The organism is Sphingomonas fucosidasi (assembly GCF_036663855.1).
GTDB lineage: Bacteria > Pseudomonadota > Alphaproteobacteria > Sphingomonadales > Sphingomonadaceae > Sphingomonas > Sphingomonas faeni_B.
In genome coordinates, this window is the sequence record NZ_JAXOJR010000005.1 from 14,154 (window position 1) to 38,158 (window position 24,005).

Below are 24,005 nucleotides of genomic sequence, written 5' to 3' on the forward strand. Positions count from 1 at the left end.
TGGCATCTCGTTCCACGGGAGCGAACCCCTGCGGAAGGAGACCCCAGCTTTCGCTGGGGTGACGGAGGGCGGTCATGGTTTACGCCTTCGGGTTGTCGTCGACTTCCGAGAACTCGGCGTCGACGACGTCGTCGTCCTTCTTCGCCGCGTCACCGTCGGCCGACGGCGAAGCGTCCGCCTGGGCCTGCTTCTCGTAGATCGCCTGGCCGAGCTTCATCGCGACCTGGGCGAGCGCGGTGCTCTTCTCGGTCATCGCATCCGCATCGCCGCTCTCGACCGCAGCCTTGGTCGCGTCGATCGCAGCCTGGATCTCGGTCTTCAGCGACTCGTCGACCTTGTCGCCATTGTCGGCAAGCTGACGCTCGGTGGTGTGGACCAGTGACTCGGCGTTGTTCTTCGCCTCGGCGCCGGCACGACGCTTCTTGTCCTCCTCGGCAAAGGTCTCGGCGTCGCGGACCATCTGGTCGATGTCGTTGTCCGAAAGACCACCAGACGCCTGGATGCGGATCTGCTGCTCCTTGCCGGTGCCCTTGTCTTTGGCCGAGACGCTGACCAGACCGTTCGCGTCGATGTCGAACGTGACTTCGATCTGCGGCACGCCGCGCGGTGCGGGCGGGATGCCGACGAGATCGAAATTGCCGAGCATCTTGTTGTCGGCCGCCATCTCGCGCTCGCCCTGGAACACGCGGATCGTCACCGCGCCCTGGTTGTCGTCCGCGGTCGAGTAGGTCTGCGACTTCTTGGTCGGGATCGTCGTGTTGCGATCGATCATCCGGGTGAACACGCCACCCAGCGTCTCGATGCCGAGCGACAGCGGCGTCACGTCGAGCAACAGCACGTCCTTGACGTCGCCCTGCAGCACGCCGGCCTGGATCGCGGCGCCCATCGCGACGACCTCGTCCGGGTTGACGCCGGTATGCGGCTCCTTGCCGAAGAACTGCTTCACGACTTCACGCACGCGCGGCATGCGCGTCATGCCGCCGACGAGCACGACTTCCGAGATGTCCTCGGGCTTCAGGCCTCCGTCTGCGAGCGCCTTGCGGCAAGGCTCGAGCGTACGCTTGACCAGATCCTCGACCATCCGCTCAAGATCGGCGCGGGTGATCGACTTCACCAGATGCTTCGGGCCATTCTGGTCGGCGGTGATGAAGGGCAGGTTGACCTCGGTCGACTGTGCCGAGCTGAGCTCGATCTTCGCCTTCTCGGCCGCTTCCTTCAGACGCTGCAGCGCGAGCTTGTCCTTGGCGAGGTCGATGCCCTCGGCCTTCTTGAACTCGTCGGCGAGATACTGGACGATCTTGTTGTCGAAATCCTCACCACCGAGGAACGTGTCACCGTTGGTGGCCTTCACCTCGAACACACCGTCGCCGATTTCCAGCACCGAGATGTCGAACGTGCCGCCGCCGAGATCGTAGACCGCGATCGTCTTGCCGTCCTGCTTGTCGAGGCCGTAGGCCAGCGCCGCGGCGGTCGGCTCGTTGATGATGCGCAACACTTCGAGACCGGCGATCTGGCCGGCGTCCTTGGTCGCCTGGCGCTGCGCGTCGTTGAAGTAGGCCGGCACGGTGATGACCGCCTGCGTGACCGTCTCGCCGAGATACGATTCGGCGGTTTCCTTCATCTTCTGCAGCGTGAACGCCGAGATCTGCGACGGCGAGTAATCCTTGCCGCCGGCCGAGACCCACGCGTCGCCGTTCGGGCCGCGCGAGATCTTGTACGGGACCAGCTCGGTGTCCTTCTTGGTGATCGGATCGTCGAAGCGACGGCCGATCAGGCGCTTCACCGCGAAGATGGTGTTGTCGCCGTTCGTCACTGCCTGGCGCTTGGCCGGCTGGCCGACCAGTCGCTCGCCGTCCTTGGCGAACGCGACGATCGACGGCGTGGTGCGCGCGCCCTCGGAATTCTCGATGACCTTGGGCTTGCCGCCTTCCATGACGGATACGCAGCTGTTGGTCGTGCCGAGATCGATACCGATTACTTTAGCCATGAGTTCTGATTAGCCCCTCACTTGAAACGAACATACGAAACCGGTTCCACCCCGTTACGGCAGTGGAACCTTTCTGATGATGGGCGCGATATAGGTGGCCTCGCGCTTGCCGCAAGATTGTACCGGTCATAGGATGCGCAAGTGGTCGAGCCCGGAGAAAAGTAACCTATGCGTATCGTTTTCGGACTGGGTGTTGCCGCGATGGCACTGGCATCGTGCTCGCCGCCGAAGGAGTTGTCGGTCGACGGCGCCTATATCCGGCTGGGCGCGGTGACCGGACGCCCGGCTGCGGCGTATTTCACGGTGCACGGCGGGCCGACCCCGGCGACGCTGATCTCGGTCACCACCGACGTCGCGATCAAGGCCGAGATGCACGAGACGATGGCGAAGAGCGGCGTGAGCTCGATGGCGCCGCTGGCGCGCGTCGAGATCCCGGCGAACACCGACGTGGCGTTCGCGCCCGGTGGGCGCCACGTAATGCTGTTCAACATGAATCCGGGGATCAAGCCGGGCGCTCAGGCGATGCTGACCTTTGCATTTGCGGACGGAACGCGCCTCCTGGGGAATGCGAACGTGGTCGCGGCGGGGACTCCGGCGGGGAAGTGACCCGGGAAGATTTAAGGCGCGGACTGACCGAGGGGGAGACGGCGCTGGCCGCATCGGTGTTCGGGGGCGCGATCGAGTATTCTCGGGTCAGCCTGACGCGGCGCAAATGGGCGTTCTTCCAGCCGCGCGACACGGTGATGGCGCCGCGCGGCTGCATCCACTTCCACCCCAAGGGCGATCTGTGGTGCGACGATTTCGCGCATGCGCACCTGACGCTGCAGGGGCTGTTCATCCACGAGATGACGCACATCTGGCAGCACCAGCGCGGCGTGTTCCTGCCGTTGGCGCGACATCCCTGGTGCCGGTACGATTATGCGTTCCGGCCGGGGCTCGCGCTGCACCGCTACGGGATCGAACAACAGGGCGAGATCGTGCGGCACGCCTTCCTGCTGCGTGCCGGGGCGAAGGTGGCAGGCGCACCGCCGCTCGAGCAATACGAGACAGTGCTGCCGTTCACGCCGTTAGCGTCGGCCTGACGTCCACCACCCCATCCCCGTCCGCTCCCCACCGTCATCCCAGCGAAAGCTGGGATCCCAAGCGGCAAGGGTGCGCGCTATCACGGGGAGAACCCAGCTTTCGCTGGGATGACGGGTGTTATTGGATGACGAATGTCATTGAATGACGGATGTCACCCACTGACGGCAGTGGCCTCAAAGCCAGCTACGGCCATCCGCTCCGCCACACCCGTAAGGCGGCAACTGCCCCGGGAAGCGCGCCTGCATCTTGTGGCAACCCCAGGCTCGCATCGGCCCCGGCGCATAGCCGTTCAGCGCGATGCCGACCTCGTCATACGGGCTCGAGCCGCGTGCGACGTACATGTACCAACGCCCGCCGAACATCACCGCCGCCGCGATGAGCACGACGCAAACGACCTGAACGATTTTCTGCATTGAAGACCCCTTTTGTAACGAAGGGCGCCCCGTTGCAGACAACCTGGATCAATTTCAACCAACGATCTGGTAGATCGCGATCATCCAGATCGGCGGAAATCGGTTGATTACAGCGAGTCGAAATCGATAGGTCGTGTCCGATCAAGCGCTTGCGGCGCCTCAGGCATTGGATATTTCAAACCGGTCGCGCAGTTGAAAAGTACGATCTTGTCGTCCTCGTCGACCAACCCGGTGTTCAGCGCCTGATGATACGCCGCCAATGTCGCACCGCCCTCCGGGCATAGCAGCAGCCCGTCCTGCTTCGCCGCCGCGTCGACCGCCTTCAGAATCGCTGGATCGCCGACCGCGAGCGCCTGCCCACCGCTTTCGCGCACCGCCCGCAGGATCAGAAAGTCGCCGACCGCCTTCGGCACACGAATGCCGGCTGCGACGGTGCTCGCGTCTTCCCAACGCTCGGCATGCTCCTCGCCGGCCTCGAACGCGCGCACGATTGGCGCGCAGCCGCTTGCCTGCACCGCGAACATCTTGGGCCGCTCCGAGCCGATCCAGCCGAGCTTTTCGAGTTCGTCGAACGCCTTCCACATCCCGATCAGGCCGGTGCCGCCGCCGGTCGGATAGAAGATCGCATCCGGCAGTTTCCAGCCGAACTGCGCGGCGAGTTCGAGCCCCATCGTCTTCTTGCCTTCGATCCTATAGGGCTCCTTCAACGTCGAGAAATCGAACCAGCGGCCTTCAGCGGCGCCCTTGCCGACGATCGCGCCGCAATCGTCGATCAAGCCGTTGACGCGCCAGACGCGCGCGCCCTGCATAGCGATCTCGCGGACGTTGATCTCGGGGGTGTCGTCCGGGCAGAACACGATCGTTTCGATCCCGCAGCGCGTCGCATACGCTGCCAGCGCCGCGCCCGCATTGCCGTTGGTCGGCATCGCGATTTTCGTGACGCCGAGTTCCTTGGCCATCGCGACGGCCATGACGAGCCCGCGCGCCTTGAACGAGCCGGTCGGGAGGCGGCCTTCGTCCTTCACGAGCACGTTGGGGCCGCCGGACTTGGTCAGCGGCACGAGTGGTGTCTCGATCTCGCCGAGGCTGACGATGTTGTCCGTGTGACGGACCGGAAGCAGTTCGCGCCACCGCCAAAGGTCCGTCGGCCGCGCTTCGATCGTGTCGCGCGAGATCGCGGATCGCACAGCGTCGAGATCGTAGCGCACCAGCAACGGCCGCCCGGCACGCGACAGCCCATGAAGCTGGTCCGCCTCATACCGCTCGCCGGTGATCGAGCATTCGAGATGCGTGACGAAAGTCTGGCGATCGGTGGTGAGGTTCTGGTTCATGGACTGACTTTCAAATCCTCCCCTGCAAGGGGAGGGGGACCAGCGCAGCTGGTGGAGGGGGCGTGCCGCGGGCGTACCGCTCGACGTAAACGCGCCCGGCCGCAGATGGTACGCGGGAGGAGAGCCCCCTCCACCGCCACGCAAGCGCGTGGCGGTCCCCCTCCCCGTTCCGGGGAGGATTACCCCGCCTTGGCGACGCCCACCATAGCCGGACGCAGCAGGCGGTCCTTGATCATGTACCCGGCCTGCATCTCCTGGACGATCGTCCCCGCAGGCTGGTCGCTCGGGATTTCCATCATCGCCTGATGCTTGTTCGGGTCGAGCATCTGGCCCTCCGCGGCGATCTTGGTGATGCCGTGGCGCTGGAACACGCTCTCGAGCTCGCGCCCGGTCGCTTCGAGACCAGTAACGAGCCCCTTCATCTTCTCGTCCGAGCGCAGGTCCGCCGGAATCGCCGAAAGCCCGCGCGAGAGGTTGTCGGCAACCGACAGCACATCGCGCGCGAACGCCGTGGCAGCATAAGCACGCGCGTCCTGTGCTTCCTTCTCGGCGCGGCGGCGGACGTTCTGGATCTCGGCCTGTGCGTAGAGAACGTTTTGCTTGGCCTCAGCGAGCTGGTTCTCAAGCTCGGCGACGCGGTCGTTCGAAGCCACCTCAGGCGCGTCTTCAGCGGTTTCTTCGCGCAGGTCTGCAGGCATGTTCTGGTCGATGTCGGACATTGCTTTCCCTATAAAATTGGCCGGCTCAACCCATCAGCCGGGCGAGCGTTGCAGCCGTGAAATCCACCATGGGCACGACGCGCGCATAGTTCAACCGCGTCGGGCCGATGACGCCGACCACGCCGACCACCCGACCGTCCAACCCGCGAAACGGTCGCGCGATGACCGAAGACCCTGACAACGCGAACAATTTGGTCTCCGCGCCGATGAAAATCCGGGTCGAATCGCCCGCCCGCGCGCTGTCCAAAAGCGATGCGACTTCCTGCTTTCCCTCGAGATCGTCGAGCAGGTCGCGCACCCGGTCGAGATCGGCGGCGGCGGCGGCATCGATCAACCGCCCCTGCCCGCGCACGATCAACACCGGGCGGCGATCCGCATCCTCGCTCCACACCGCAATCCCGCGCTCGACCAGCGTCCGCGCCGCGCCGTCAAGCGCCGCCTGCCCGTCCGCCAGCTCACGCTCGATCCGGCCCCGCGCTTCGGCCAGCGTCAGCCCGCCGAGCGTCGCCGACATGTAATTGCCCGCCTCGATCAGCGCGGACGCCGACATGCCCTTGGGCAGCGCGATCACGCGGTTCTCGACCGAGCCGTCCTCGCTGACCAGCACCGCCAGCGCCTGCTCCAGAGACAGCGAAACGAACGCGATCTGGCGCAATTTCAGCTCGCGCTTGGGCACCATCACCAGTCCCGCACAGGCTGAAAGTCCCGACAGCGCAAGCGTGGTCGCGGCGAGCGCCTCCTCGACCGGGCCGCCGACCCCGGCGCGCGCCTCGATCGTCTGGCGCTCCTCGATCGAAGGCTCCATCGCCTGCATCATACCGTCGACGAACAGGCGAAGCCCGCGGTCGGTCGGCATGCGGCCCGCGCTGGTATGCGGGCTGGCGAGCAGACCCAGCCCCTCCAGCTCGCCCATGACGCCGCGAATCGAGGCTGGGGACAGGCTGAGCCCGGTCAGTTGCGCGATCGTCTTCGAGCCCACCGGCGTGCCGCTGGCGAGATAGCTGTCGACCACCGCACGAAAAATGTCGCGCGCGCGATCGGTCAGTTCGGTGACTGGGGGCGTGGCCATCGCTTTGATCTAGGGCGGATCGACCTTTGCCAAAAGAGGGAATGCAGCCCGCCCAGCCTCACCCCCACCCGTCATCCTGACGAAAGTCAGGACCCAGAGCCACACAGGACGCCGTTCGGTTACCCTGGGTCCTGACTTTCGTCAGGATGACGGCGGTGGTTGGGCTGGCGAGCACGGAAACGAAAGGCTAGGCAGCGGGCAACCACTTACTTCCGTTAGGACACCGACTATGCGCCCATCCGGCCGCGCCCCAGACCAGATGCGTGCGATCACGATCGAGCCGCGCTTCACCAAGCATGCCGAGGGCTCCGTCCTGATCGGCTTCGGCGACACGAAAGTGCTCGTCACCGCCAGCGTCGAGGAGAGGGTCCCGCCGTTCATGCGCGGCAAGGGCGAAGGCTGGGTGACCGCGGAATATGGCATGCTCCCCCGCGCCACCAACACGCGCAACAACCGCGAGGCCGCCAAGGGCAAGCAGTCGGGGCGCACGCAGGAAATCCAGCGGCTGATCGGGCGCAGCCTGCGCGCGGTCGTCGACCTGAAGCTGCTCGGCGAGCGCCAGATCGTGATCGATTGCGACGTGATCCAGGCCGACGGCGGCACGCGCACCGCGTCGATCTCGGGCGGCTGGGTCGCGCTACGGCTCGCGATCGACGGCTTGCTCGCAAGCGGCAAGCTGACCGCCGACCCGCTGACGCAGAAGGTCGCGGCGATCAGCTGCGGCATCTATCAGGGCAATCCGGTGCTCGACCTCGACTATATCGAGGATTCGGGCGCGGATGCGGATGCGAACTTCGTGCTGCTCGAAAACGGCAACATCGCCGAGGCGCAGGCGACTGCCGAAGGCGCGACCTATGACGAGGAGGCGCTGCTCCGCCTGCTCCGTCTGGCCCGGATCGGCTGCACCGACATCTTCGCGGCACAGGCGAAGGCGGTCGCCAAGTGAGCGGCGAGGGCAAGGAGCCGCAGGCGATCCGCAAGCTCGCCCCCGGCAAGCTGGTCATCGCCAGCCACAACAAGGGCAAGGTCCGCGAGATCGCCGCGTTGCTCGAAGGACGGGGGCTCGAAGTCGTCTCGGCCGCCGAACTCGACCTGCCGGAGCCGATCGAGACGGGCACCACCTTCTTCGCGAACGCCGAACTGAAGGCACGCTCGGCCGCCGACCTGTCGGGCTATCCCGCACTCGCGGACGATAGCGGGCTCTGCGTCGATGCGCTGGGTGGTGACCCGGGCGTCTACACGGCGGATTGGGCGGAAACCCCGAACGGTCGCGACTGGATGATGGCGATGCAGAAGGTCGAGGACGCGGTCGTCGCCAAGGGCCCGGACGCAACGCGTGGCGCGCATTTCGTCAGCGTGCTCGCGCTCGCATGGCCCGACGGTCATGTCGAATGGTTCGAAGGCCGTGCCGAGGGGACGCTCGTCTGGCCGCCGCGCGGCAATATCGGCTTCGGCTACGACCCGGTGTTCGTGCCGCTGGGCTACGACCAGAGCTACGCCGAGCTGCCGCACGAAACGAAGAACGCGATCAGCCACCGCAACGAAGCGTTCAAGCTCCTCGAAGCCGCGGTGTTCTGATTTGCCGTGAGGGCGGCGTATCGATCCTCCCCCACCAGGGGGAGGTGGCACCGCAGGTGACGGAGGGGGAGGACACGGAGCCGACGTTACCCTTTCCTCCCCCTCCGTCTGGCTAGCGCCAGCCACCTCCCCCTAGCGGGGGAGGATTACAAATTTCGCACCGCTTCAAACGGCGATCAGCTGCTTCCTCGGCCAATTCACCACCGGCAAGGCCTCGAACGCCGGTTTCGCCAGCAGATACCCCTGGATGTACCGCACCCCGAGATTGCGCAGGGCGTTGAACTCGCCTTCGGTCTCGACCCCCTCGGCGATCACCGAGATCCCCAATCCGGCGCACATCCGCAGCATCCCCTCGACGATCATCCGCCGCGGCAGACTCGTGTCGATGTCGCGGATCAGCTCCATGTCGAGCTTGATGATGTCCGGCTGGAACCGCGCGAGCAGGTTCAACCCCGCATGTCCCGCCCCGAAATCGTCGAGCGCGGTGCCGAAGCCCATCTTCTGATACGTCGCGATGATGTTCGCGACATGCGCCGGATCGAGCATCTCCTCGTTCTCGGTGAACTCGAAGATCAGCCGATCGGTCGGCATCCCGACCGCGCCCGCAGTCTTCAGCGTGAGCTGGATACAGGCCGCCGGCGAATACACCGCGTTCGGCAGGAAATTGATCGACAGCCGCGCGGGCGTATCGAGCAGCCCAGCGTTCACCGACGCCTCGATCGCGCGCACCCGGCATTGCTGGTCGAACGCGTACAGGTTCTCCCCGTCGACCTGGCCCAGGACGCTTGCCGCCGACTGCCCCTCGGGACCGCGCACCAGCGCTTCGTACGCGAAGACCGTCTCCGTCTCGACATCGACGATCGGCTGGAACGCCATCGAAAAGGCGAACGACAGGCCGACGCCATCGCGGCATCCGACGCAACCGATACGGGGGACATCGGGTGAAGGTAGTGGTCTCATTAAAGTAGGTTAGCCGGCAACCACTTAAGAAAATACCACCGCTCCAGAACTACCGGCTTGCTCCAGATCAATACGCGCGTTCGCCGAAGACGTTGCCGGGCGGCGAATAGCGGCACACCAGATAATCGTCGGTCTTGTTGCTCGCCATCGCGCAGCCGACCTGCGTCGAACCGCGCCAGACGATCTGCGTGTAATGCGCGACGTCCTCGAATTTGCCGGTGCGGCTGAACCCAGGAGTCGGCTGGTTGGTAAAATCGCGCTTCTCGGCGACCCAGTGGCCGATCATCTCGCGATAGGCATAGGCATAGCGCGTGCCGGTCCACAAATTCTCGCCTTCGCGGCTCATGCCCTGCGGTTGCGGGGCGTGCGCGAATTTCCGCGTGCGCGCCATCTCCTCGGCATAGGCGCGCGCGGTGGTCGCCAGCGCGTCGCTCCAGGTCAGCGGCGCGACGCCGACGGCAGCGCGCGCAGCGTTGTGGCCGTCGATCATCGCGGTCTTGAGCAGGCTTGCCCCGCGCGGTGCCGGCGCCATCGATTCACGCGGCTCGACGACTCGCTCGGGCCCCTTTGCACAGCCTGCCAGCAATAACGCCCCGGCGATCGCCAAACCCATCCGTGCCGTCATTGCGCTTCCTTCGGCCGCCCCGTGCGACCATATGCGCGAGATAATGCCCGTCTTCGAAACACCAAGCCCCAACGCTCCTCAACCGGGCGATCTCGCGCTCTACGTCCATTGGCCGTTCTGCGTGTCGAAATGCCCGTATTGCGACTTCAACAGCCATGTCCGCGACGAGGTCGACCAGGCGGCCTGGCGCGCCGCGCTGCTGACCGACCTCGACCATGAAGCGCGCGTGCTGCCGGGGCGGAAATTGCAGTCGATCTTCTTCGGGGGTGGCACGCCGTCGCTGATGCCGCCCGAGACCGTCGCGGCCGTGCTGAATGCGGCGGAGAAGGCGTGGGGGTTCGCCGAGGGGATCGAGATCACGCTGGAGGCGAACCCGTCCTCGGTCGAGGCGGCAAGGTTCGCCGATCTGGCCAGCGCAGGCGTGAACCGGGTGTCGCTCGGGCTGCAATCGCTCGACGACCAGGCGCTGAAGTTCCTAGGCCGCGCGCATGACGTGAACGAGGGACAGGCGGCGCTCGCCACCGCGCAAAACGTCTTTCCCCGCGTGAGTTTCGACCTGATCTATGCGCTCCCCGGCCAGCGCCTCGACGACTGGCGCGCAGAACTCGCGCGTGCGCTGAGCCTAGGGACCGAACATCTCTCGCTGTATCAGCTGACGATCGAGGCCGGCACGCGGTTCGCGACCGAGGCGCTCGCGGGGCGGATCGTGATCCCGGACGGCGATTCGGCGGCGGACCTGTTCGAGGCGACGCGCGCCGACACCGCGGCGGCAGGCTTGCCCGCATACGAGACGTCGAACCACGCGCGGCCGGGGTCGGAGAGCCGCCACAATCTCGCGTACTGGCGGTACCAGGATTATGCCGGGATCGGCCCGGGCGCGCATGGCCGCCGGGGCGGGCTGGCGACGGTGCGACGCAAGAAGCCGGAGAACTGGCTGGCCGCGGTCGACCGCAACGGCCACGGGATGGAAGTCGAGGACCCGCTGACGCCATCGACTCGCGCGACGGAGGCTTTGCTGATGGGATTGCGGCTCGCGGAAGGGGTCGATCTGGACCGGATCACGGCGCTGAACGCGGGTATCGTGCCGGTCGATCTGACCGCGGTGGCGCGACTCGAGACGCTCGGACTGATCGCACACACGCCGGGGCGCCTGCGGGTTACCGAGGCTGGGGCGTTGCTGCTCGACGCGATCCTGCCGGAGATCGTGACGGCCTGACGCGCCGTTCGCACCCGCACGTTCAGATTGGCGCAAGCGGGGATTTGCTCTAAGTGGCGGCAGCCTGGTTGCGCCGGGCCTCTTGCGAGTGGGAATTTGATGCGCTTTTTCGCCGGTATGTTCGCGTTGCTCGGGTGCCTTGTCGCGGTGCCGGCGGGCGCCGCGCAAAACAAGGAAGTCGCGGCGCCTGCCGTTCGCGCGACCCCGCCCCTGACAACGGATACACAGAATCTGCTGCTGCTCGACCTGTCGACCGGCGGCCGCGTGACGATATGGCTGCGGCCCGACGTCGCGCCGCTGATGGTCGAGCGGATCAAGACGCTGACCCGCCAGCATTTCTATGACGGCCTAGCGTTCCACCGCGTGATCGACGGCTTCATGGCGCAGGGCGGCGATCCCAAGGGCGACGGCACGGGCGGCTCGACGCTTCCCGACGTGAAGGCCGAGTTCAATTACCTGCCGCATGTTCGCGGGGCCGTCTCGGCAGCGCGGTCGGAGAAAGAGGACAGCGCGAACAGCCAGTTCTTCATCGTCTTCCAGCCGCGCCTCAGCCTCGACAAGAAATACACGGTGTTCGGTCGCGTGATCGACGGGATGCAGTATGTCGACGCGATCGTCCGCGGAGAGCCGCCCGCGAACCCGTCGCGAATCCTGCATGCGTATATCGCCGCGGACAATCCTCCGGCATATGTCGCGGGTCCTCCTGCCCCGGCGCTGGGTGCACCGGTGACGTTGCCGGGGACGGCTTCGGGTCCGGACGCGGCCAAGCCCAAGCTCGCGCCGGCCCGCAAGGCGCCGGTCAAAAAGGCTCCTGCAAAGAAGTGACCTCGCGTTGAACGTCGACCTTTTCGACTTCGACCTGCCGACCGACAACATCGCGCTCCGCCCCGCGGCGCCGCGCGATGCTGCGCGGATGTTGGTGCTCGAAGGTGACACGACCCGGGATGCGGGCGTGTCGGACCTGCCGTCGCTGCTGCGGCGCGGCGACATGCTCGTCTTCAACGATACGCGCGTTATTCCCGCGCAGCTCGACGGCCGCCGCGGCGATGCGAAGATCGGCGCGACGCTGCACAAGCGCGAGGGACCGCGGCGCTGGCGCGCGTTCATCCGCAACGCAAGGCGGCTGCGCGATGGCGACGTGATCGCGTTCGGCAATGGCGTCAGCGCGGCGGCGGTCGATCGCGAGGACGACGGGAGTTACGCGCTGGTGTTCGCGGGCGACGAGCCGGTCGAATTGCTGCTCGAACGTGCGGGGCACATGCCCCTGCCCCCGTATATCGCCGGCAAGCGCCCGACCGACGAGCGCGATGCTGACGATTACCAGACGATGTTCGCGTCCGAGCCGGGTGCGGTGGCGGCTCCGACAGCGGCGCTGCATTTCACGCCGAAGCTGATGGCGGCGCTCGATGCCGCGGGTATCGAACATGCCACGCTGACGCTGCATGTCGGCGCGGGCACGTTCCTTCCCGTGAAGGCGACCGACACGACCGAGCACAAGATGCACGCCGAATGGGGTCGGATCGATGCCGCGACCGCCGACCGGCTGAACGCTGTGCGCGCTGGGGGTGGCCGTGTGATCGCGGTCGGGACGACGTCGCTGCGGTTGATCGAGAGCGCGACCGGCGAGGACGACGTGATCCGTCCATTCGATGGCGACACCGCGATCTTCATCACGCCGGGCTATCGGTTCCGCGGGATCGATGGGTTGATGACCAATTTCCATCTGCCGCGCTCGACGTTGTTCATGCTGGTGTCGGCGCTGATGGGGCGCGAGCGGATGCAGGCGGCGTATGCGCATGCGATCGCTGAAAAGTATCGCTTCTACAGCTATGGCGACGCCTCGCTTCTGCTGCCATGACGGGCGGCATGCTGCTCGCCTTCGCTTTGCTCCAGGCTATTATCGCTGCCCCGCCGCCCGCGGGGACGCCACAGCCGCCTGCAACGATCTTCGCCGAGCCCGCGGCCATGTTCATCGCCGCTTGCGATGCGAATGGCGATGGCCGCGTGACGCAGGCCGAGCTGACCGCGTGTGTCGCGCGGAGCTATGCCACCGCCGAGGGCGCGGCGACGGGATCGATCGGGTACATCGCCTATGCCGATTGGGCGCAGGCTTGGCTCGGCGACCGTAACGCGTTGCCGAGCCCGTTCGAGGTCGATCGCGACGGCGACAATCGGATCACGCTCGCCGAATTGCAGACGCGGTTCGCGCAATTCTTCGCAAGGTTCGACCGCGACAAGGACGGCGTGCTGACCCGCGCCGAACTCATCACCATCCGCGGCGCGCCGGTCGGCGATCGCTACGGCATCCGCAAGAAAAAGTAATATGACCACCCGTCCCCGCTTCGACTTCACAATATCCGCCACCGACGGCAAGGCTCGCACCGGCGTCATCGCGATGCAGCGCGGCGACATCCGCACGCCCGCCTTCATGCCAGTCGGCACCGCGGCGACCGTGAAGGGGATGAAGCCCGCCGACGTTGTTGCTACGGGCGCCGACATCATCCTCGGCAACACCTATCACCTGATGCTGCGGCCGGGTGCGGAACGGGTCGCGCGGCTCGGCGGGCTGCATGCGTTTTCGGGCTGGTCGAAGCCGATCCTGACCGATTCCGGCGGCTATCAGGTTATGAGCCTCGCCGATCTGACCAAGCGCTCCGAGGAGGGGGTGTCGTTCAAGTCGCATCTCGACGGCACGCGACATCTGCTGAGCCCGGAGCGGTCGATCGAGATCCAGCGATTGCTCGGCTCGAACATCGTGATGGCGTTCGACGAACTGGTGCCGACGACCTCGACGCGCGAGGTGCAGGCGGCGGCGATGGAGCGGTCGATGCGCTGGGCCAAGCGATCACGCACGGCGTTCGATGCGGGCGAAGCGCATGCCGAGAACAATGCGATCTTCGGGATCCAACAGGGCGCGCTGAACGAGGGTTTCCGCAAGTCGTCGGCGGATGCGCTGATCGATATCGGCTTCGACGGCTATGCTGTCGGCGGGCTGGCGGTCGGCGAGGGCCAGGAGGCTATGTTCGGATGCCTCGACTTTGCGCCGGGGCAGTTGCCGGTCGACAAACCGCGCTATCTGATGGGGGTCGGCAAGCCGGACGACATCGTCGGCGCGGTCGAGCGCGGGATCGACATGTTCGACTGTGTGATGCCGACTAGGTCGGGGCGCACCGGCCAGGCGTTCACGCGGACCGGGCCGATCAACATCCGCAACGCCAAGTTCGCCGAGGATATGGGGCCGCTCGACCCCGCCTGCCCCTGCCCCGTCTGCGCGACCTGGGGCCGGGCGTATCTGCATCACCTCGTCCGGTCGGGCGAAATGCTTGGCGCAATGCTCATGACGGAGCATAACATCTGGTTCTACGAAACGCTGATGGCGGACCTGCGGGCGGCGATCGCCGCGGGGACGCTGACGCAGTTCGCGAATGATTTCCGTGGCGTGTATGCCCGGAAGAGTGAAGGAGAGCCCAAGTGACCATCAAGATCGACAGCGATACCCCGAACGAGATCCTCGCCGCCGCGAAGGAGGCCAAGCTGCAGGCCGAAGCCGCCGCGCACAACGCCGCCGAGAAAGCCAAGAGTTGGCCGCTCGCGAAGATCGGCCTGGGCGTCGGCATCGGCTCGGCGGCGATTGCGGGCGCGGTGCTGTTCGCGAACCGCAACAAGTAAGGACCTCCATGCGCCTCCTCCGCTCCGCTCTGCTGCTGACCGCAGCATGTTTCCCCGTGGCGGCGGTGGCGCAGACCGCTCCCGCACAAGTTTCGGTCAAGCCGATCGCCTATACCGAGCGTACGCTGCCCAATGGCCTGCGCGTCTATGCGATCCGCGATACCGGCACGCCGAACGTGTCGGTGCAGGTCTGGTACGACGTCGGCTCGAAGGACGACCCCAAGGGCAAGTCCGGGTTCGCGCACATGTTCGAACATCTCATGTTCAAGTCGACGCGCAATCTGGTGTCGGAGCAGATGGACCGGCTGACCGAGGACGTCGGCGGGTATAACAACGCGTCGACCAACGACGACTACACCAATTACTACGAGGTGATCCCGGCCAACCACCTCCAGCGGCTCCTGTTCGCGGAGGCCGACCGGATGGCGAGCCTCGTCGTCGAGCCCAAGAGCTTCGGCTCGGAGCGCGACGTGGTGAAGGAGGAACTGCGCCAGCGGACGCTCGCCCAGCCGTACGGCAAGCTGTTCTCGATCTATTATCCTGAGCTCGCCTATCAGGTTCATCCCTATGCGCGGCCGGGGATCGGCAGCCTGGAGAATCTGGAAGCTGCCGGGATCGACGACGTCCGTGCGTTTCATGCGACCTATTATCGGCCCGACAACGCGATCCTCGTCGTGTCAGGCAATTTCGACCCGGCGCAGCTGAACGGCTGGGTCGACCAGTATTTCGGGGGGATCAAGAAGCCGACCGCGGCGATCCCGCGCGTGACGGTAGCGGAGCCCGCGCGGACCAAGGCCGTCACGCGGACGGTGTACGAGCCGAACACGCCGTTGCCCGCGGTGCTGGTCAGCTATCACCTGCCGCCGGATCGCGACGCCGACATTCCCGCGCTGATGGTGCTGAAGGCGGTGCTGGCGACGGGCGAGAGTTCGCGACTGTACGAAAGCGTCGTGTACCGCGATCAGCTCGCGCAGTCGGCCGAGGCCTTCCTCGATACCAAGCAGGCGACCGGTAACATGGTCGTCTACGCCATCCTCGCCGGCGGCAAGACGGTCGAGGCGGGCGAAACCGCGTTGAAGCGCGAGATCGCCCGGTTCCGCGATACGCCGGTGACCGCCGCCGAACTGGCCGAGGCCAAGAACGAGATCCTGACCCAGTCGATCCAGTCGCGCGAGACCGCAGAGGGCAAGGCGAGCACGCTGGCCGCCGCCGTGCTGGTCGACGGTGATCCACAAGCAGCGGACAACCAACTTGCAGCGATTACACGGGTAACGGCGGCGGATATCCAGCGCGTGGCGCGGAAATATCTAGGCGAGGACCAGTCGGCGACGATCCGGTACATGCCGCTTGCCGCCAAGCCCGCCGCCGGCGTTGCAGATACGATCGCGGTAGCGCCGACCGTGCAGGTTGCCGACCTGAAGGCACCTGCGGACATCGCAATCGTGACGCCCGCGCCTGAGGGGCAGCGCGTCCAGCCACCCGCGCCGAGCGCGCCGATATCACCGACGATCCCGCAGCCGGTCGAGGTTCGTCTCGCCAACGGCATGCGGCTGGTCACGGTAGAGCGGCACGACCTGCCGATCGTTACCGCGTATCTGGTGACCGCGGGCGGCGCGGCGACCGATCCGGCGAACCGCGCAGGGGTCAGCAGTCTGTCGGCGGAGTTGCTCACCAAGGGCACGAAGACGCGCTCGGCAACGCAGATCGCGCGGGCAATCGAGGGGCTTGGCGGCGCGATTGGCAGTTCGGCGGGGAGCGATGGCGCAGCGGTCGACGTGACCGTGAAGTCGGACCAGCTCGCACCAGCGATGGCGATCCTCGCGGATGTCGCGATCAACCCGGCGTTTGCGTCAGAGGAGATCGAGCGTGCGCGGACACAACAGATCGACGCGGTAACGCTGGCGTTGAAGGATCCGGCGCAGGTCGCAGGGCTCGTTGCGGATCGGGCCGTCCTCGGCGCGTCGCCTTATGGCGCACCGAACGGAGGCACGCCGTTGTCGCTCAAGGCGATCACGCGAAACGACATTACCGCGGCGTATGCGCGGAGTTTCCAGCCGGGTCAGGCGACGCTGATCATGGTCGGCGACGTCACCGCAGCGCAGGCGAAGACGCTTGCCGAGGCACAGTTCGGCGGGTGGACGTCGGGCAGCGTCGTGGCGGCCACGGCGCCCCAGGTCACCTACCCCAAGCCTCGGGTGATCGTCGTCGACATGCCCGAAGCGGGTCAGGCGGGCGTCGTGGTGGCGCGGCCAGCGATCGCGCGGAACGATCCGCGCTATTATCCTCTGGCGGTCGGCAACACGGTGCTGGGCGGCGGCTTCTCGTCGCGGCTGAACCAGGAAATCCGGATCACGCGCGGGCTGGCCTATGGCGCAGGCAGCGGGCTCGATGCGGGCAAGACGCAGGGCACGGTCGCGGCGCGGACGCAGACCAAGAACCCGACCGCCGCCGAAGTGGTGACGCTGATCGCCGCCGAGATGACGCGGATGGGGTCTGCCCCCGTCCCTGCCGCTGAACTCGATACGCGCAAGGCGGTGCTGGTCGGCAATTTCGGGCGCGGAATCGAGACGACGTCGGGGGTTGCCGGGATCCTCGGGGCGTATGTCCAGAACGGCGTGCCGCTGGGTGAACTGCAGCGCTACACCGGCGCGGTCGGCGCGGTCGATCCCGCGTCGGTGCAGGCAGCTGCGGTCGTGTTGCTCGACCCGAAGGCGGCCAGCATCGTCGTGGTCGGCGACGCCAAGCAGTTCATCGAACCGCTGCGCAAGGCCTATCCGAACGTGGAATTGATCCCCGAGGCCGCATTGAAGCTGGATACCGCAACCTTACGGTAAGCCATCGCTGCTAAGCCGATCCGTGACCCGACAAGGCGAGGTTCGCCAACGGCGGCAGATGGAGGGCCGGGAGCAATCGGCAATCGGTATCGTCCCGTGGTGGCACGATCGAAATCCGGGCGCGATCGGATCGCGGAAATCGGCTATCGATCAGCGTTGTCTGGCGCATGAGCATTCCGCTCATCCACACGATATGAGGTAGCAGCGTGCGCGTTCGGGTGCGAACAGTTCGGCTTATGCGCCGCATTTGGTTGGCGATGATGGCCACAGTGCTGGTGATCGGCGCAGGCATCTCTGCGCACGCAACACTCCGCGTCATCTCCGCGCGCAATGCGGCACGGGACCAAGCGATGGTCGCGGCCGAAGCGCGCGGGGTGTCGAGCCACGTGTCGTCCACCGATCAGGAAACCGCGGCGCCGGCGGCTGGCGTGACGGGGACAATCGACCTGCCCGATCTGCCGATCCCCGCGGGTGCGATCCTGGATGCGGGCGTCGTGCCGGCGCGACCGTTCTCGATGGCAGGCGCGTCGGCGCTCGACCGCGACCGTGCGCTGCAGTGCCTTACCGCCGCGATCTATTATGAGGCCGCCTCCGAGTCCGACGCCGGGCAGCAGGCGGTGGCGCAGGTCATCCTCAATCGCGCGCGTCATCCGGCGTTTCCGGGGACGGTGTGCGGCGTGGTGTATCAGGGATCGGAGCATGCCGGCTGCCAGTTCAGCTTCGCCTGCGACGGTGCGCTCGCCCATATGCCGGCGCGGGCGGCGTGGGTGCGCGCGGCGCGAGCGGCGGGGATGGCGCTCGCGGGCTATGTCTATGCGCCCGTCGGGCTGGCCACGCATTATCACACCTATGCGGTGACGCCGGCGTGGAACCGGGCGCTGGTGATGACCGACGTGGTCGGCGCGCATTTCTTCCATCGGTGGAAGGGGTATTGGGGCACGTCCGCCGCGTTCAATCAGCGCTATGCGGGCGGCGAGCCGGTGCCGGGGCCGCATATGACGTTGCCTCCAGTCGCGCCGCCGACACCGCAGATGATCGCTGCGGCTGGGGCAGCGGCGGGGGCAGCGGCGGTCGCCGTTCCGGTGCCGGTCGCGCCGGTGGTGCTCGCGGAGGTTAAGCCGGTGTCTGCCAAGCCAGCCGTGCCGGTCGTGACGGATATGTTACCACCGGAATCGCAGATTCTCGATCGGTGGAAGGATTCGGGGAAGCCGTTGAAATAGGCTCCGGTATCGGGCCTGTACCTTTCTTGCCCTGCCGCTGCCGGTTGGAAAATTGTCCCTTGCTCTGACGCGAGCACCGGTTGGATCAGGGCGGGCGAAGAGTTTTTGCGCGCGGAGGCGCGGAGGACGCGGAGATGGTAGGCTCGGGGCCCCTACCCGACTTGCATGGGCAGATCGACTTTGGATTTGGTCTTCCGACCCGCTGTGACTCGGCATTGTGCAGGACCTTCAGCCATGCGCGGAGTACCTCCAGTCTAGAACCGACAGAGCGCGTCACATCTCAGTGTCATTCCCGCGCAGGCGGAGATCCCTGTTGGCAAGACTCGGCGAACAGTGCGGGACATCTGAGGATATGGGTCCCCGCCTCCGCGGGGATGACCAGAGATCGTAAAGTTGCTCAGGCTCCTTGTGGCAGCGCAGCGCTAAAGCCGTGCAACTTCGCAATATGTAGAATGCCGAAGCGCCGGTGTTCGATCACGGGCGGCTCGGCTGAAATCTCCGCGCTCTCTGCGTCTCCGCGCGAACCCCTTCATCTTTGACCGAGGTCCAATACATCGAAGCGCAAGAAAAAACCCGAGCGCATCGCTGCACTCGGGTTTCATTAAATGCGATCTGTCGTCGACGGTTCGCCTATTCGGCGGGGACCATCGACGGGGTGCCGATCATCATGCGTTCGCCACCGGGGGGGGCGGCTTCGCGGGCGGCGCGGAGGATCTGGGTGCGTTCTGCGCGCGAGGCCATGTCGTCCCAGGCCTTTTCGGCGCGGCGGCAGCGATCGCGGACATTGTCGAGTTGCGCAGCATCGCCGTTGCGACGCTCTTCATCAGCGCGGGCCCGGTAAAATTCTGGATTATCGGCCATGCTGGTGCGCTCCTGCGAGAGAATTAGATAGAGTTGGTGCGGCGATCCGAAGACCGCCGCACCGCAACCGAGATCAGGCGGCGGATTTCTCCGCCAGCGAGATCAATCGGCTGGCTGGAGGTTCACGGCCGACTGCTTGCCGCGCTTGTCGGGCTCGAGCTCGTAGGTGACGCGCTGGTTCTGGTTCAGCGTCGGCATGCCGGCGCGCTCGACTGCGGTGATGTGCACGAATGCATCATTGCCGCCGCCATCCGGCGCGATGAAGCCATAGCCCTTGTCGGCGTTGAAAAACTTGACGGTTCCGGTGATAGCCATGAAGTGGCTCCTTCTTAGTAGAGAGTAACCCGACGTTCGGGCGACCCGTGCCGCGGAGCAGGGAAAGAAGGAGAAAGGTGCCGCAAAGCGCCAAGAACCGTCGATATGCGACTGTAGCTGAGCCCTATATGGGCCAAGATCGCCGTAATTGCAAATCTCGCCGGTAAAATGGGTCAAGAACTGCGTCGATTACCGCCCATAATATTTTCGCGCGAACCGTGTCGGGCGATCAGAATTCAAAACGACCGGCGCCGATATTTCGGCGCCGGTCTACGACTTTAGCGGCAGCGCGTGTCGTTGCTGGAGCGATCGACCGCACGCCCGGCGAGCGCACCGCCAGCCGCACCCAGGACGGTACCGAGCAAGCCGGAGCCGCCCGGTGCGATGACGTTGCCCAGCACCCCGCCCGCGACTCCGCCGACGATCAGCCCAGTGGTACCGTCGTTGCGGCGGCAGTAATACCGGCCGTCGTTGCCGCGATAGACGCGCTCGTTGCGCGACAGGCGGCGCTCGCGATAGCGGCGGTCATCGCGGTAATAGCGCCCCGCATCGTAGCTGCCATAGGCAGGGTCCGGGCGGTTGTAATCATAGGAACGATAGCGTGGGTCGACGCCGTAGCGGCTGCCTCCGTCGCCGACGCAGCCGGCAACCAGGGTAGAGGCGGCCAGCAGGCCCAGCATCGCAACGCGCATTTCGTGTCCTTTCAGAAGGTTGATACTGAAGGCGTAATGATCGGCGTCGACATTTGGTTGCCGACGCCGATTGGGGCTCAGTCCTTGAGGTTGGCGGGCACTGTGCCGCCGTTCTTCTCAAGCTCGCGCATCACCGCCTTGATCAGCCACATGTTCATTTCCGCGCTGCCGTCCTTGGCGCCGGTATAGCCGAGCTCGGTGGCAAGTTCCTTGCGGTTGTCGAGGCTCGAATCGAGATCGAGCAGCTTCATCAGGTCGACGATCGAGGTGCGCCAATTGAGATCGACGCCCTTCTTCGCTGCGATGCCCGAGAGCACGGCCTCGACGTCGACCGCCTGGGCGGGTGCGGCGGGGGCAGCCTGCGGGGTCGGCGCGGCGGTGGTCGGCGCTGGCTGGGCGGCAGTGGTCTGCGGCGCTGGGGTCTGCGGCGTAGGGGACGGGGCGGCGTCCGCCTTGGGCGTGCCGAAATGCCCGCTGCCAAGCGGACCCTTCTCACCGAAGATAGCGGACTTGATCTTGCTGAATATGCTCATGGAAGTCTCCGTCGTGTAAGATTCTGACGGCGGGAGAACGCCCGGTGTGGGATTTGGGTGCAGGCTCCGCGACGGGTGACGACGGAACGTCAACGCGCTGCGATCGGCCAGGTCAAAATCGGGCGCAAGATTGGACGCCGGCGTGGGCGCAGGACGAGGCTCCGAGTCCAGGTCAGCGCCGCGGGGGGAGGAGGCCCCGCCCCGCCCTGTCCCGCCCTGCCCGCCTCAGCCGAGCGTCGACCCGCGATCCGCGGCGAACGACGGCGCCGGACCGGTGGCGGGACGCAGCGCCTCGCGCTCGGCCTTGGTGGGGACGGCGGTGGGATCGGGGCGGAAGGCCTCCGGCGCGCGATCGTCCGCTCCGGGGCGGGGCTTGCCGAGCGCGAGATCGGGCGCGGCATGCTCGGCGGGGTTCTTCTTCAATCGCAGGAAGACCGCGAGCAACGCCCCGCCCAGCCCGATCGCCGCGGCGCCGATCGAGAGCGCGTTGCGGCCGAACGTTTTGGGCTTCGGCTTCGGGTTGGACTGGTGGGGATGGCGATGGTCGAAATTGGGCATGGGGTTCGTCCGGTGTTGTTGGCTCGGGAGACTCAACGGGTCGGGACGCTGGGGTGTTCCGCTGACAGGCTTGACGCTAGCACCTGTCCGTCGCACCTTCTCGCCATGGCGCTCGCCGGCTTTCCCCGCATCTCGATAGACCCCGGCGTTTGCGGCGGTCGGCCCGTTGTCACGGGCACGCGTGTTCGGGTTACCGACGTTCTCGAAATGCTGGCGGGCGGCGCGGTTATCTCGGAGATCGTTGCCGACTTTCCCTATCTCAGCGAAGCCGATGTGCAGGCGACATTGCGCTATGCGGCAGCGACGACCGATCATCCGGTGGTGCTGGCCGCCGAATGAAGTTCCTCTTGGATGCGCAGCTACCTCCGGCCTTATGCAGGTGGTAGCGAGATCGGGGCGAGGACGCGACGCATGTTTCGGAGATCGAGATGCTTGCCGCGAGCGATCGGGCCATCGCCGCTCGTGCCGAGGCGGACAGATCGGTGCTGGTCAGCAAGGACGACGATTTCGTCTACCTCCGACACCGGGACCGGTTCGCGCTGGTGTGGCTACGCTGCGGCAACGCGTCCAATCGCGCATTACTCGCATGGCTTGAGCCGAGATGGGATCAGGTCGCGATGCTACTTCGGAACGGCGAACGGTTCGTGGAAGTTCGCTGAGAGGCTAAGGTCTAGGACAAGGAAAGCCGCCGCGTCGCTTTATCCGTCCAGACGAGCGGCAGCGTCAACGCGGCTTATGTTTGTCGAGGATCGCCTGCGCCATTGCCATTACCTCAGCGTGTGGGATGCTGGGTGTGTCCGAAGCCATCGCACGCTCGACCTTGGCGCGGAACCACACATCATACGCGGCAGCTTCCTCGCTGGTCGCGAACTCCGACTCGATGGGGGTTAGAGCGGGCATGCACACAAGCTTATCGATTTGCTTCGGTGAGGGAAAGGGCACCCCCAATCGAACCGCGAGCCTTGAGTGGTCAGCACAGATTCTAAGATGCCTTTACCGCAATTATCTGCGTCATCACCCACGTAAATTTAGCAATCAATATAAACATCAGGGCTATCAAAAAGGTGTTTGCCGAGATCAGAACCTGGCTACATGCTAAAGAAGCACCACCAACCATTATTGCAAAACTCCACATGGAGCTTACAAGTAGACAAACAAGCGTGAATGAAAAGATGCTCCACATTTGAGTCCGCGACTTGCTTTCGCGCAATATTCTAAATTTTTCTGAGTCGATAGCCGAAAATACAAAAGCCACAGTGGCAGATACTAACCCAAGAAGCGAGACAGAGGCACTGAACGACTCTTTGGCCACATCTGCCATTCGATCGCTTGTAACCGCCATCAGCACGTAGCCACTATTGAATGATAGATATGAAACCAATGTGATGATCGCAGCCACCATCAGATCGGCAGCCTTTTGGTATCGCCAATAAAGATTTACGACCATGGCTCGTTTGCCGTCACTGCCCCCGCAAACTTGTGCTTGTTATCGTGGTATGATTTCTGAAGAACCCTAAAAGCGTCGTCAGTTGATATCGCCTTAAACCTCGAATCGAGCCTTGCAAAATATTCGACGCTTATCAGATATTCTTCCAACAGATCGAGTGGCTTGCGCTGCTCCCCCGACCTTCCGGTAACCTTAAGCTTCGCAAAGCTTTCCCTGCTAGATGGATTGGCGAAGAGCCTTCTGGCCAAAGATTTCAGGCCATCATCTTTGCCTCTAACAGACTTTAAGACAATCTGACTCTTTTTTACATTCCCCGCTTTCTGACAAGCCTTGAACGCCGCTCCAATATTAGGATCTCCTTCGGCAATAAGATCAGCATCAGATGTCAGTGCTTCCAACTCCAAAATTGTAACGCTTTCAAAATTCTCCAACTCTTCCATAACGTTTCTCTGGAAAAGCGGCATAAACCTTGGAGCTGATGGAAGGTTAATCCCGCCCTTGAACATCAAATACTGCCCAAGACGCCTGAGCCTTGGTGCATCTTGGTTAAATTCGGCAGCGACAATCCCATCCGCGAATATAACGATGTGACTCCAATCCATTAAACCTGCGTTTTTCTCCAACGCGAGAGGAGTAATTGACCCTTCACGTTCGACCAATGGAAGATTGTCACGCCGTATTCGAGCAAACTGGATTTTAATGGGATAAGTGACGCTTGAGACGAAAACGGCCAAGACGGTATCATCACCAGACGTTGCTTGGTACCGACCTTGATCGTTGAATGGCAAACTCGCGATATGAGCGACGACGGATTCGAGTTTATCGGCAAACTCCGCGTGATCTGCCAAACGAAAGAAATACACTTTACGCGAGACTTTAGACAAAAGCGTCATAC

General features: G+C 64.8%; 28 protein-coding genes and 1 pseudogene. 14 read left to right on the forward strand and 15 right to left on the reverse strand.

What is annotated here, in order from left to right:
* Positions 1-79 precede the first annotated feature (79 nt).
* Complete coding sequence (gene dnaK, locus U1737_RS10035; protein WP_056055380.1) at positions 80-1,987, reverse strand: molecular chaperone DnaK; 1,908 nt, start codon at positions 1,985-1,987, stop codon at positions 80-82.
* Positions 1,988-2,155: 168 nt separating this feature from the next.
* Between dnaK and U1737_RS10040 the strand changes: the two genes are divergently transcribed.
* Together U1737_RS10040 and U1737_RS10045 are read left to right on the forward strand one after the other, a co-directional pair.
* Positions 2,156-2,593: a copper chaperone PCu(A)C gene (locus U1737_RS10040; protein WP_332796697.1), complete on the forward strand. Its 438-nt coding sequence runs from the start codon at positions 2,156-2,158 to the stop codon at positions 2,591-2,593.
* On the forward strand, positions 2,590-3,069 hold the full coding sequence (locus tag U1737_RS10045; RefSeq protein ID WP_332796698.1) for a vgr related protein: 480 nt from the start codon (positions 2,590-2,592) through the stop codon (positions 3,067-3,069). Before U1737_RS10040 ends, U1737_RS10045 begins: the two co-directional genes overlap by 4 nt.
* 174 nt (positions 3,070-3,243) lie before the next feature.
* Here the strand turns inward: U1737_RS10045 and U1737_RS10050 are convergent, their stop codons facing one another.
* From U1737_RS10050 to hrcA, 4 genes are all read right to left on the reverse strand, one after another.
* Positions 3,244-3,483, reverse strand: a complete 240-nt coding sequence (locus tag U1737_RS10050) for a hypothetical protein (protein WP_187505063.1) — start codon at positions 3,481-3,483, stop codon at positions 3,244-3,246.
* 107 nt (positions 3,484-3,590) lie between these two features.
* Complete coding sequence (locus U1737_RS10055; protein WP_248522762.1) at positions 3,591-4,814, reverse strand: threonine synthase; 1,224 nt, start codon at positions 4,812-4,814, stop codon at positions 3,591-3,593.
* A gap of 179 nt (positions 4,815-4,993) precedes the next feature.
* Positions 4,994-5,533 carry a nucleotide exchange factor GrpE gene (gene grpE / locus U1737_RS10060; protein WP_248522760.1) on the reverse strand — a complete coding sequence of 180 codons (540 nt, stop codon included), beginning with the start codon at positions 5,531-5,533 and terminating at the stop codon, positions 4,994-4,996.
* Between the two features lie 25 nt (positions 5,534-5,558).
* Positions 5,559-6,602 carry a heat-inducible transcriptional repressor HrcA gene (gene hrcA, locus U1737_RS10065; protein WP_332796699.1) on the reverse strand — a complete coding sequence of 348 codons (1,044 nt, stop codon included), beginning with the start codon at positions 6,600-6,602 and terminating at the stop codon, positions 5,559-5,561.
* 229 nt (positions 6,603-6,831) lie between these two features.
* Here hrcA and rph point away from each other — a divergent pair, with 229 nt between their 5' ends.
* The gene (gene rph, locus U1737_RS10070; protein ID WP_332796700.1) at positions 6,832-7,548 is read left to right on the forward strand and encodes a ribonuclease PH; all 717 of its coding nucleotides are present in this window, start codon (positions 6,832-6,834) and stop codon (positions 7,546-7,548) included.
* Positions 7,545-8,180, forward strand: a complete 636-nt coding sequence (rdgB, locus tag U1737_RS10075) for an RdgB/HAM1 family non-canonical purine NTP pyrophosphatase (protein WP_332796701.1) — start codon at positions 7,545-7,547, stop codon at positions 8,178-8,180. The genes rph and rdgB overlap by 4 nt, the downstream gene beginning before the upstream one ends.
* 165 nt (positions 8,181-8,345) lie before the next feature.
* Here rdgB and U1737_RS10080 read toward each other — a convergent pair whose 3' ends face one another.
* Complete coding sequence (locus tag U1737_RS10080) at positions 8,346-9,140, reverse strand: EAL domain-containing protein (RefSeq protein ID WP_443027117.1); 795 nt, start codon at positions 9,138-9,140, stop codon at positions 8,346-8,348.
* Between the two features lie 67 nt (positions 9,141-9,207).
* Entirely contained in the window at positions 9,208-9,765 is a 558-nt protein-coding gene (locus U1737_RS10085; RefSeq protein ID WP_332796702.1) for a CAP domain-containing protein, read from the reverse strand.
* Positions 9,766-9,808: 43 nt separating this feature from the next.
* Between U1737_RS10085 and hemW the strand changes: the two genes are divergently transcribed.
* The 8 genes from hemW to U1737_RS10125 all read left to right on the forward strand — a co-directional run bounded on the left by hemW (position 9,809) and on the right by U1737_RS10125 (position 18,704).
* Complete coding sequence (gene hemW / locus U1737_RS10090; protein WP_332796703.1) at positions 9,809-10,981, forward strand: radical SAM family heme chaperone HemW; 1,173 nt, start codon at positions 9,809-9,811, stop codon at positions 10,979-10,981.
* Between the two features lie 99 nt (positions 10,982-11,080).
* Entirely contained in the window at positions 11,081-11,806 is a 726-nt protein-coding gene (locus U1737_RS10095) for a peptidylprolyl isomerase (RefSeq protein WP_248522756.1), read from the forward strand.
* Positions 11,807-11,813: 7 nt separating this feature from the next.
* A complete protein-coding gene (gene queA / locus U1737_RS10100; RefSeq protein ID WP_332796704.1) occupies positions 11,814-12,839 on the forward strand; it encodes a tRNA preQ1(34) S-adenosylmethionine ribosyltransferase-isomerase QueA in 1,026 nt (341 codons plus the stop codon).
* An 8-nt stretch (positions 12,840-12,847) separates the two neighbouring features.
* A complete protein-coding gene (locus tag U1737_RS10105; protein ID WP_332796705.1) occupies positions 12,848-13,303 on the forward strand; it encodes an EF-hand domain-containing protein in 456 nt (151 codons plus the stop codon).
* 1 nt (position 13,304) lies between these two features.
* On the forward strand, positions 13,305-14,456 hold the full coding sequence (gene tgt / locus U1737_RS10110) for a tRNA guanosine(34) transglycosylase Tgt (RefSeq protein WP_332796706.1): 1,152 nt from the start codon (positions 13,305-13,307) through the stop codon (positions 14,454-14,456).
* Positions 14,453-14,650: a hypothetical protein gene (locus U1737_RS10115; protein WP_197978314.1), complete on the forward strand. Its 198-nt coding sequence runs from the start codon at positions 14,453-14,455 to the stop codon at positions 14,648-14,650. The genes tgt and U1737_RS10115 overlap by 4 nt, the downstream gene beginning before the upstream one ends.
* 8 nt (positions 14,651-14,658) lie before the next feature.
* Entirely contained in the window at positions 14,659-17,484 is a 2,826-nt protein-coding gene (locus U1737_RS10120) for a M16 family metallopeptidase (protein WP_332796707.1), read from the forward strand.
* 236 nt (positions 17,485-17,720) lie between these two features.
* Positions 17,721-18,704 (forward strand): cell wall hydrolase, encoded by a 984-nt coding sequence (locus tag U1737_RS10125; protein WP_332796708.1) that lies wholly within the window; start codon positions 17,721-17,723, stop codon positions 18,702-18,704.
* Positions 18,705-19,334: 630 nt separating this feature from the next.
* On the opposite strand, the gene U1737_RS10130 is transcribed toward U1737_RS10125, so the two are convergent.
* The 5 genes from U1737_RS10130 to U1737_RS10150 all read right to left on the reverse strand — a co-directional run bounded on the left by U1737_RS10130 (position 19,335) and on the right by U1737_RS10150 (position 21,663).
* A complete protein-coding gene (locus tag U1737_RS10130; protein WP_128454309.1) occupies positions 19,335-19,565 on the reverse strand; it encodes a hypothetical protein in 231 nt (76 codons plus the stop codon).
* A gap of 102 nt (positions 19,566-19,667) precedes the next feature.
* Entirely contained in the window at positions 19,668-19,880 is a 213-nt protein-coding gene (locus U1737_RS10135; protein WP_031394996.1) for a cold-shock protein, read from the reverse strand.
* Between the two features lie 278 nt (positions 19,881-20,158).
* Positions 20,159-20,572, reverse strand: a complete 414-nt coding sequence (locus U1737_RS10140; RefSeq protein ID WP_332755564.1) for a glycine zipper 2TM domain-containing protein — start codon at positions 20,570-20,572, stop codon at positions 20,159-20,161.
* Positions 20,573-20,649: 77 nt separating this feature from the next.
* Positions 20,650-21,105 (reverse strand): DUF3597 domain-containing protein, encoded by a 456-nt coding sequence (locus U1737_RS10145; RefSeq protein ID WP_332796709.1) that lies wholly within the window; start codon positions 21,103-21,105, stop codon positions 20,650-20,652.
* A 225-nt stretch (positions 21,106-21,330) separates the two neighbouring features.
* Positions 21,331-21,663 (reverse strand): hypothetical protein, encoded by a 333-nt coding sequence (locus tag U1737_RS10150; protein ID WP_332796710.1) that lies wholly within the window; start codon positions 21,661-21,663, stop codon positions 21,331-21,333.
* Positions 21,664-21,768: 105 nt separating this feature from the next.
* Between U1737_RS10150 and U1737_RS10155 the strand changes: the two genes are divergently transcribed.
* Entirely contained in the window at positions 21,769-22,002 is a 234-nt protein-coding gene (locus tag U1737_RS10155) for a DUF433 domain-containing protein (protein WP_248522747.1), read from the forward strand.
* A gap of 59 nt (positions 22,003-22,061) precedes the next feature.
* Positions 22,062-22,322: pseudogene (locus U1737_RS10160) on the forward strand (DUF5615 family PIN-like protein); the annotation flags it as partial.
* Between the two features lie 64 nt (positions 22,323-22,386).
* Here U1737_RS10160 and relB read toward each other — a convergent pair.
* The 3 genes from relB to U1737_RS10175 form a co-directional block, all read right to left on the reverse strand.
* Entirely contained in the window at positions 22,387-22,563 is a 177-nt protein-coding gene (gene relB, locus U1737_RS10165) for a type II toxin-antitoxin system RelB family antitoxin (protein WP_332796711.1), read from the reverse strand.
* Positions 22,564-22,645: 82 nt separating this feature from the next.
* Positions 22,646-23,065 carry a hypothetical protein gene (locus U1737_RS10170; protein WP_248522743.1) on the reverse strand — a complete coding sequence of 140 codons (420 nt, stop codon included), beginning with the start codon at positions 23,063-23,065 and terminating at the stop codon, positions 22,646-22,648.
* A 35-nt stretch (positions 23,066-23,100) separates the two neighbouring features.
* Positions 23,101-24,003, reverse strand: a complete 903-nt coding sequence (locus U1737_RS10175; protein ID WP_332796712.1) for a hypothetical protein — start codon at positions 24,001-24,003, stop codon at positions 23,101-23,103.
* Between the last annotated feature and the right edge of the window lie 2 nt (positions 24,004-24,005).

Excerpts from the sequence above, each read along its gene's own strand:
- dnaK (WP_056055380.1), bottom strand. The coding sequence starts at position 1,987 with ATGGCTAAAGTAATCGGTATCGATCTCGGCACGACCAACAGCTGCGTA.
- U1737_RS10040 (WP_332796697.1), top strand. The coding sequence starts at position 2,156 with ATGCGTATCGTTTTCGGACTGGGTGTTGCCGCGATGGCACTGGCATCG.
- U1737_RS10050 (WP_187505063.1), bottom strand. The coding sequence starts at position 3,483 with ATGCAGAAAATCGTTCAGGTCGTTTGCGTCGTGCTCATCGCGGCGGCG.
- U1737_RS10055 (WP_248522762.1), bottom strand. The coding sequence starts at position 4,814 with ATGAACCAGAACCTCACCACCGATCGCCAGACTTTCGTCACGCATCTC.
- grpE (WP_248522760.1), bottom strand. The coding sequence starts at position 5,533 with ATGTCCGACATCGACCAGAACATGCCTGCAGACCTGCGCGAAGAAACC.
- hrcA (WP_332796699.1), bottom strand. The coding sequence starts at position 6,602 with ATGGCCACGCCCCCAGTCACCGAACTGACCGATCGCGCGCGCGACATT.
- rph (WP_332796700.1), top strand. The coding sequence starts at position 6,832 with ATGCGCCCATCCGGCCGCGCCCCAGACCAGATGCGTGCGATCACGATC.
- U1737_RS10080 (WP_443027117.1), bottom strand. The coding sequence starts at position 9,140 with ATGAGACCACTACCTTCACCCGATGTCCCCCGTATCGGTTGCGTCGGA.
- U1737_RS10085 (WP_332796702.1), bottom strand. The coding sequence starts at position 9,765 with ATGACGGCACGGATGGGTTTGGCGATCGCCGGGGCGTTATTGCTGGCA.
- hemW (WP_332796703.1), top strand. The coding sequence starts at position 9,809 with ATGCCCGTCTTCGAAACACCAAGCCCCAACGCTCCTCAACCGGGCGAT.
- U1737_RS10095 (WP_248522756.1), top strand. The coding sequence starts at position 11,081 with ATGCGCTTTTTCGCCGGTATGTTCGCGTTGCTCGGGTGCCTTGTCGCG.
- U1737_RS10105 (WP_332796705.1), top strand. The coding sequence starts at position 12,848 with ATGCTGCTCGCCTTCGCTTTGCTCCAGGCTATTATCGCTGCCCCGCCG.
- tgt (WP_332796706.1), top strand. The coding sequence starts at position 13,305 with ATGACCACCCGTCCCCGCTTCGACTTCACAATATCCGCCACCGACGGC.
- U1737_RS10120 (WP_332796707.1), top strand. The coding sequence starts at position 14,659 with ATGCGCCTCCTCCGCTCCGCTCTGCTGCTGACCGCAGCATGTTTCCCC.
- U1737_RS10125 (WP_332796708.1), top strand. The coding sequence starts at position 17,721 with ATGCGCCGCATTTGGTTGGCGATGATGGCCACAGTGCTGGTGATCGGC.
- U1737_RS10130 (WP_128454309.1), bottom strand. The coding sequence starts at position 19,565 with ATGGCCGATAATCCAGAATTTTACCGGGCCCGCGCTGATGAAGAGCGT.
- U1737_RS10135 (WP_031394996.1), bottom strand. The coding sequence starts at position 19,880 with ATGGCTATCACCGGAACCGTCAAGTTTTTCAACGCCGACAAGGGCTAT.
- U1737_RS10140 (WP_332755564.1), bottom strand. The coding sequence starts at position 20,572 with ATGCGCGTTGCGATGCTGGGCCTGCTGGCCGCCTCTACCCTGGTTGCC.
- U1737_RS10145 (WP_332796709.1), bottom strand. The coding sequence starts at position 21,105 with ATGAGCATATTCAGCAAGATCAAGTCCGCTATCTTCGGTGAGAAGGGT.
- U1737_RS10150 (WP_332796710.1), bottom strand. The coding sequence starts at position 21,663 with ATGCCCAATTTCGACCATCGCCATCCCCACCAGTCCAACCCGAAGCCG.
- U1737_RS10155 (WP_248522747.1), top strand. The coding sequence starts at position 21,769 with ATGGCGCTCGCCGGCTTTCCCCGCATCTCGATAGACCCCGGCGTTTGC.
- relB (WP_332796711.1), bottom strand. The coding sequence starts at position 22,563 with ATGCCCGCTCTAACCCCCATCGAGTCGGAGTTCGCGACCAGCGAGGAA.
- U1737_RS10170 (WP_248522743.1), bottom strand. The coding sequence starts at position 23,065 with ATGGTGGCTGCGATCATCACATTGGTTTCATATCTATCATTCAATAGT.
- U1737_RS10175 (WP_332796712.1), bottom strand. The coding sequence starts at position 24,003 with ATGACGCTTTTGTCTAAAGTCTCGCGTAAAGTGTATTTCTTTCGTTTG.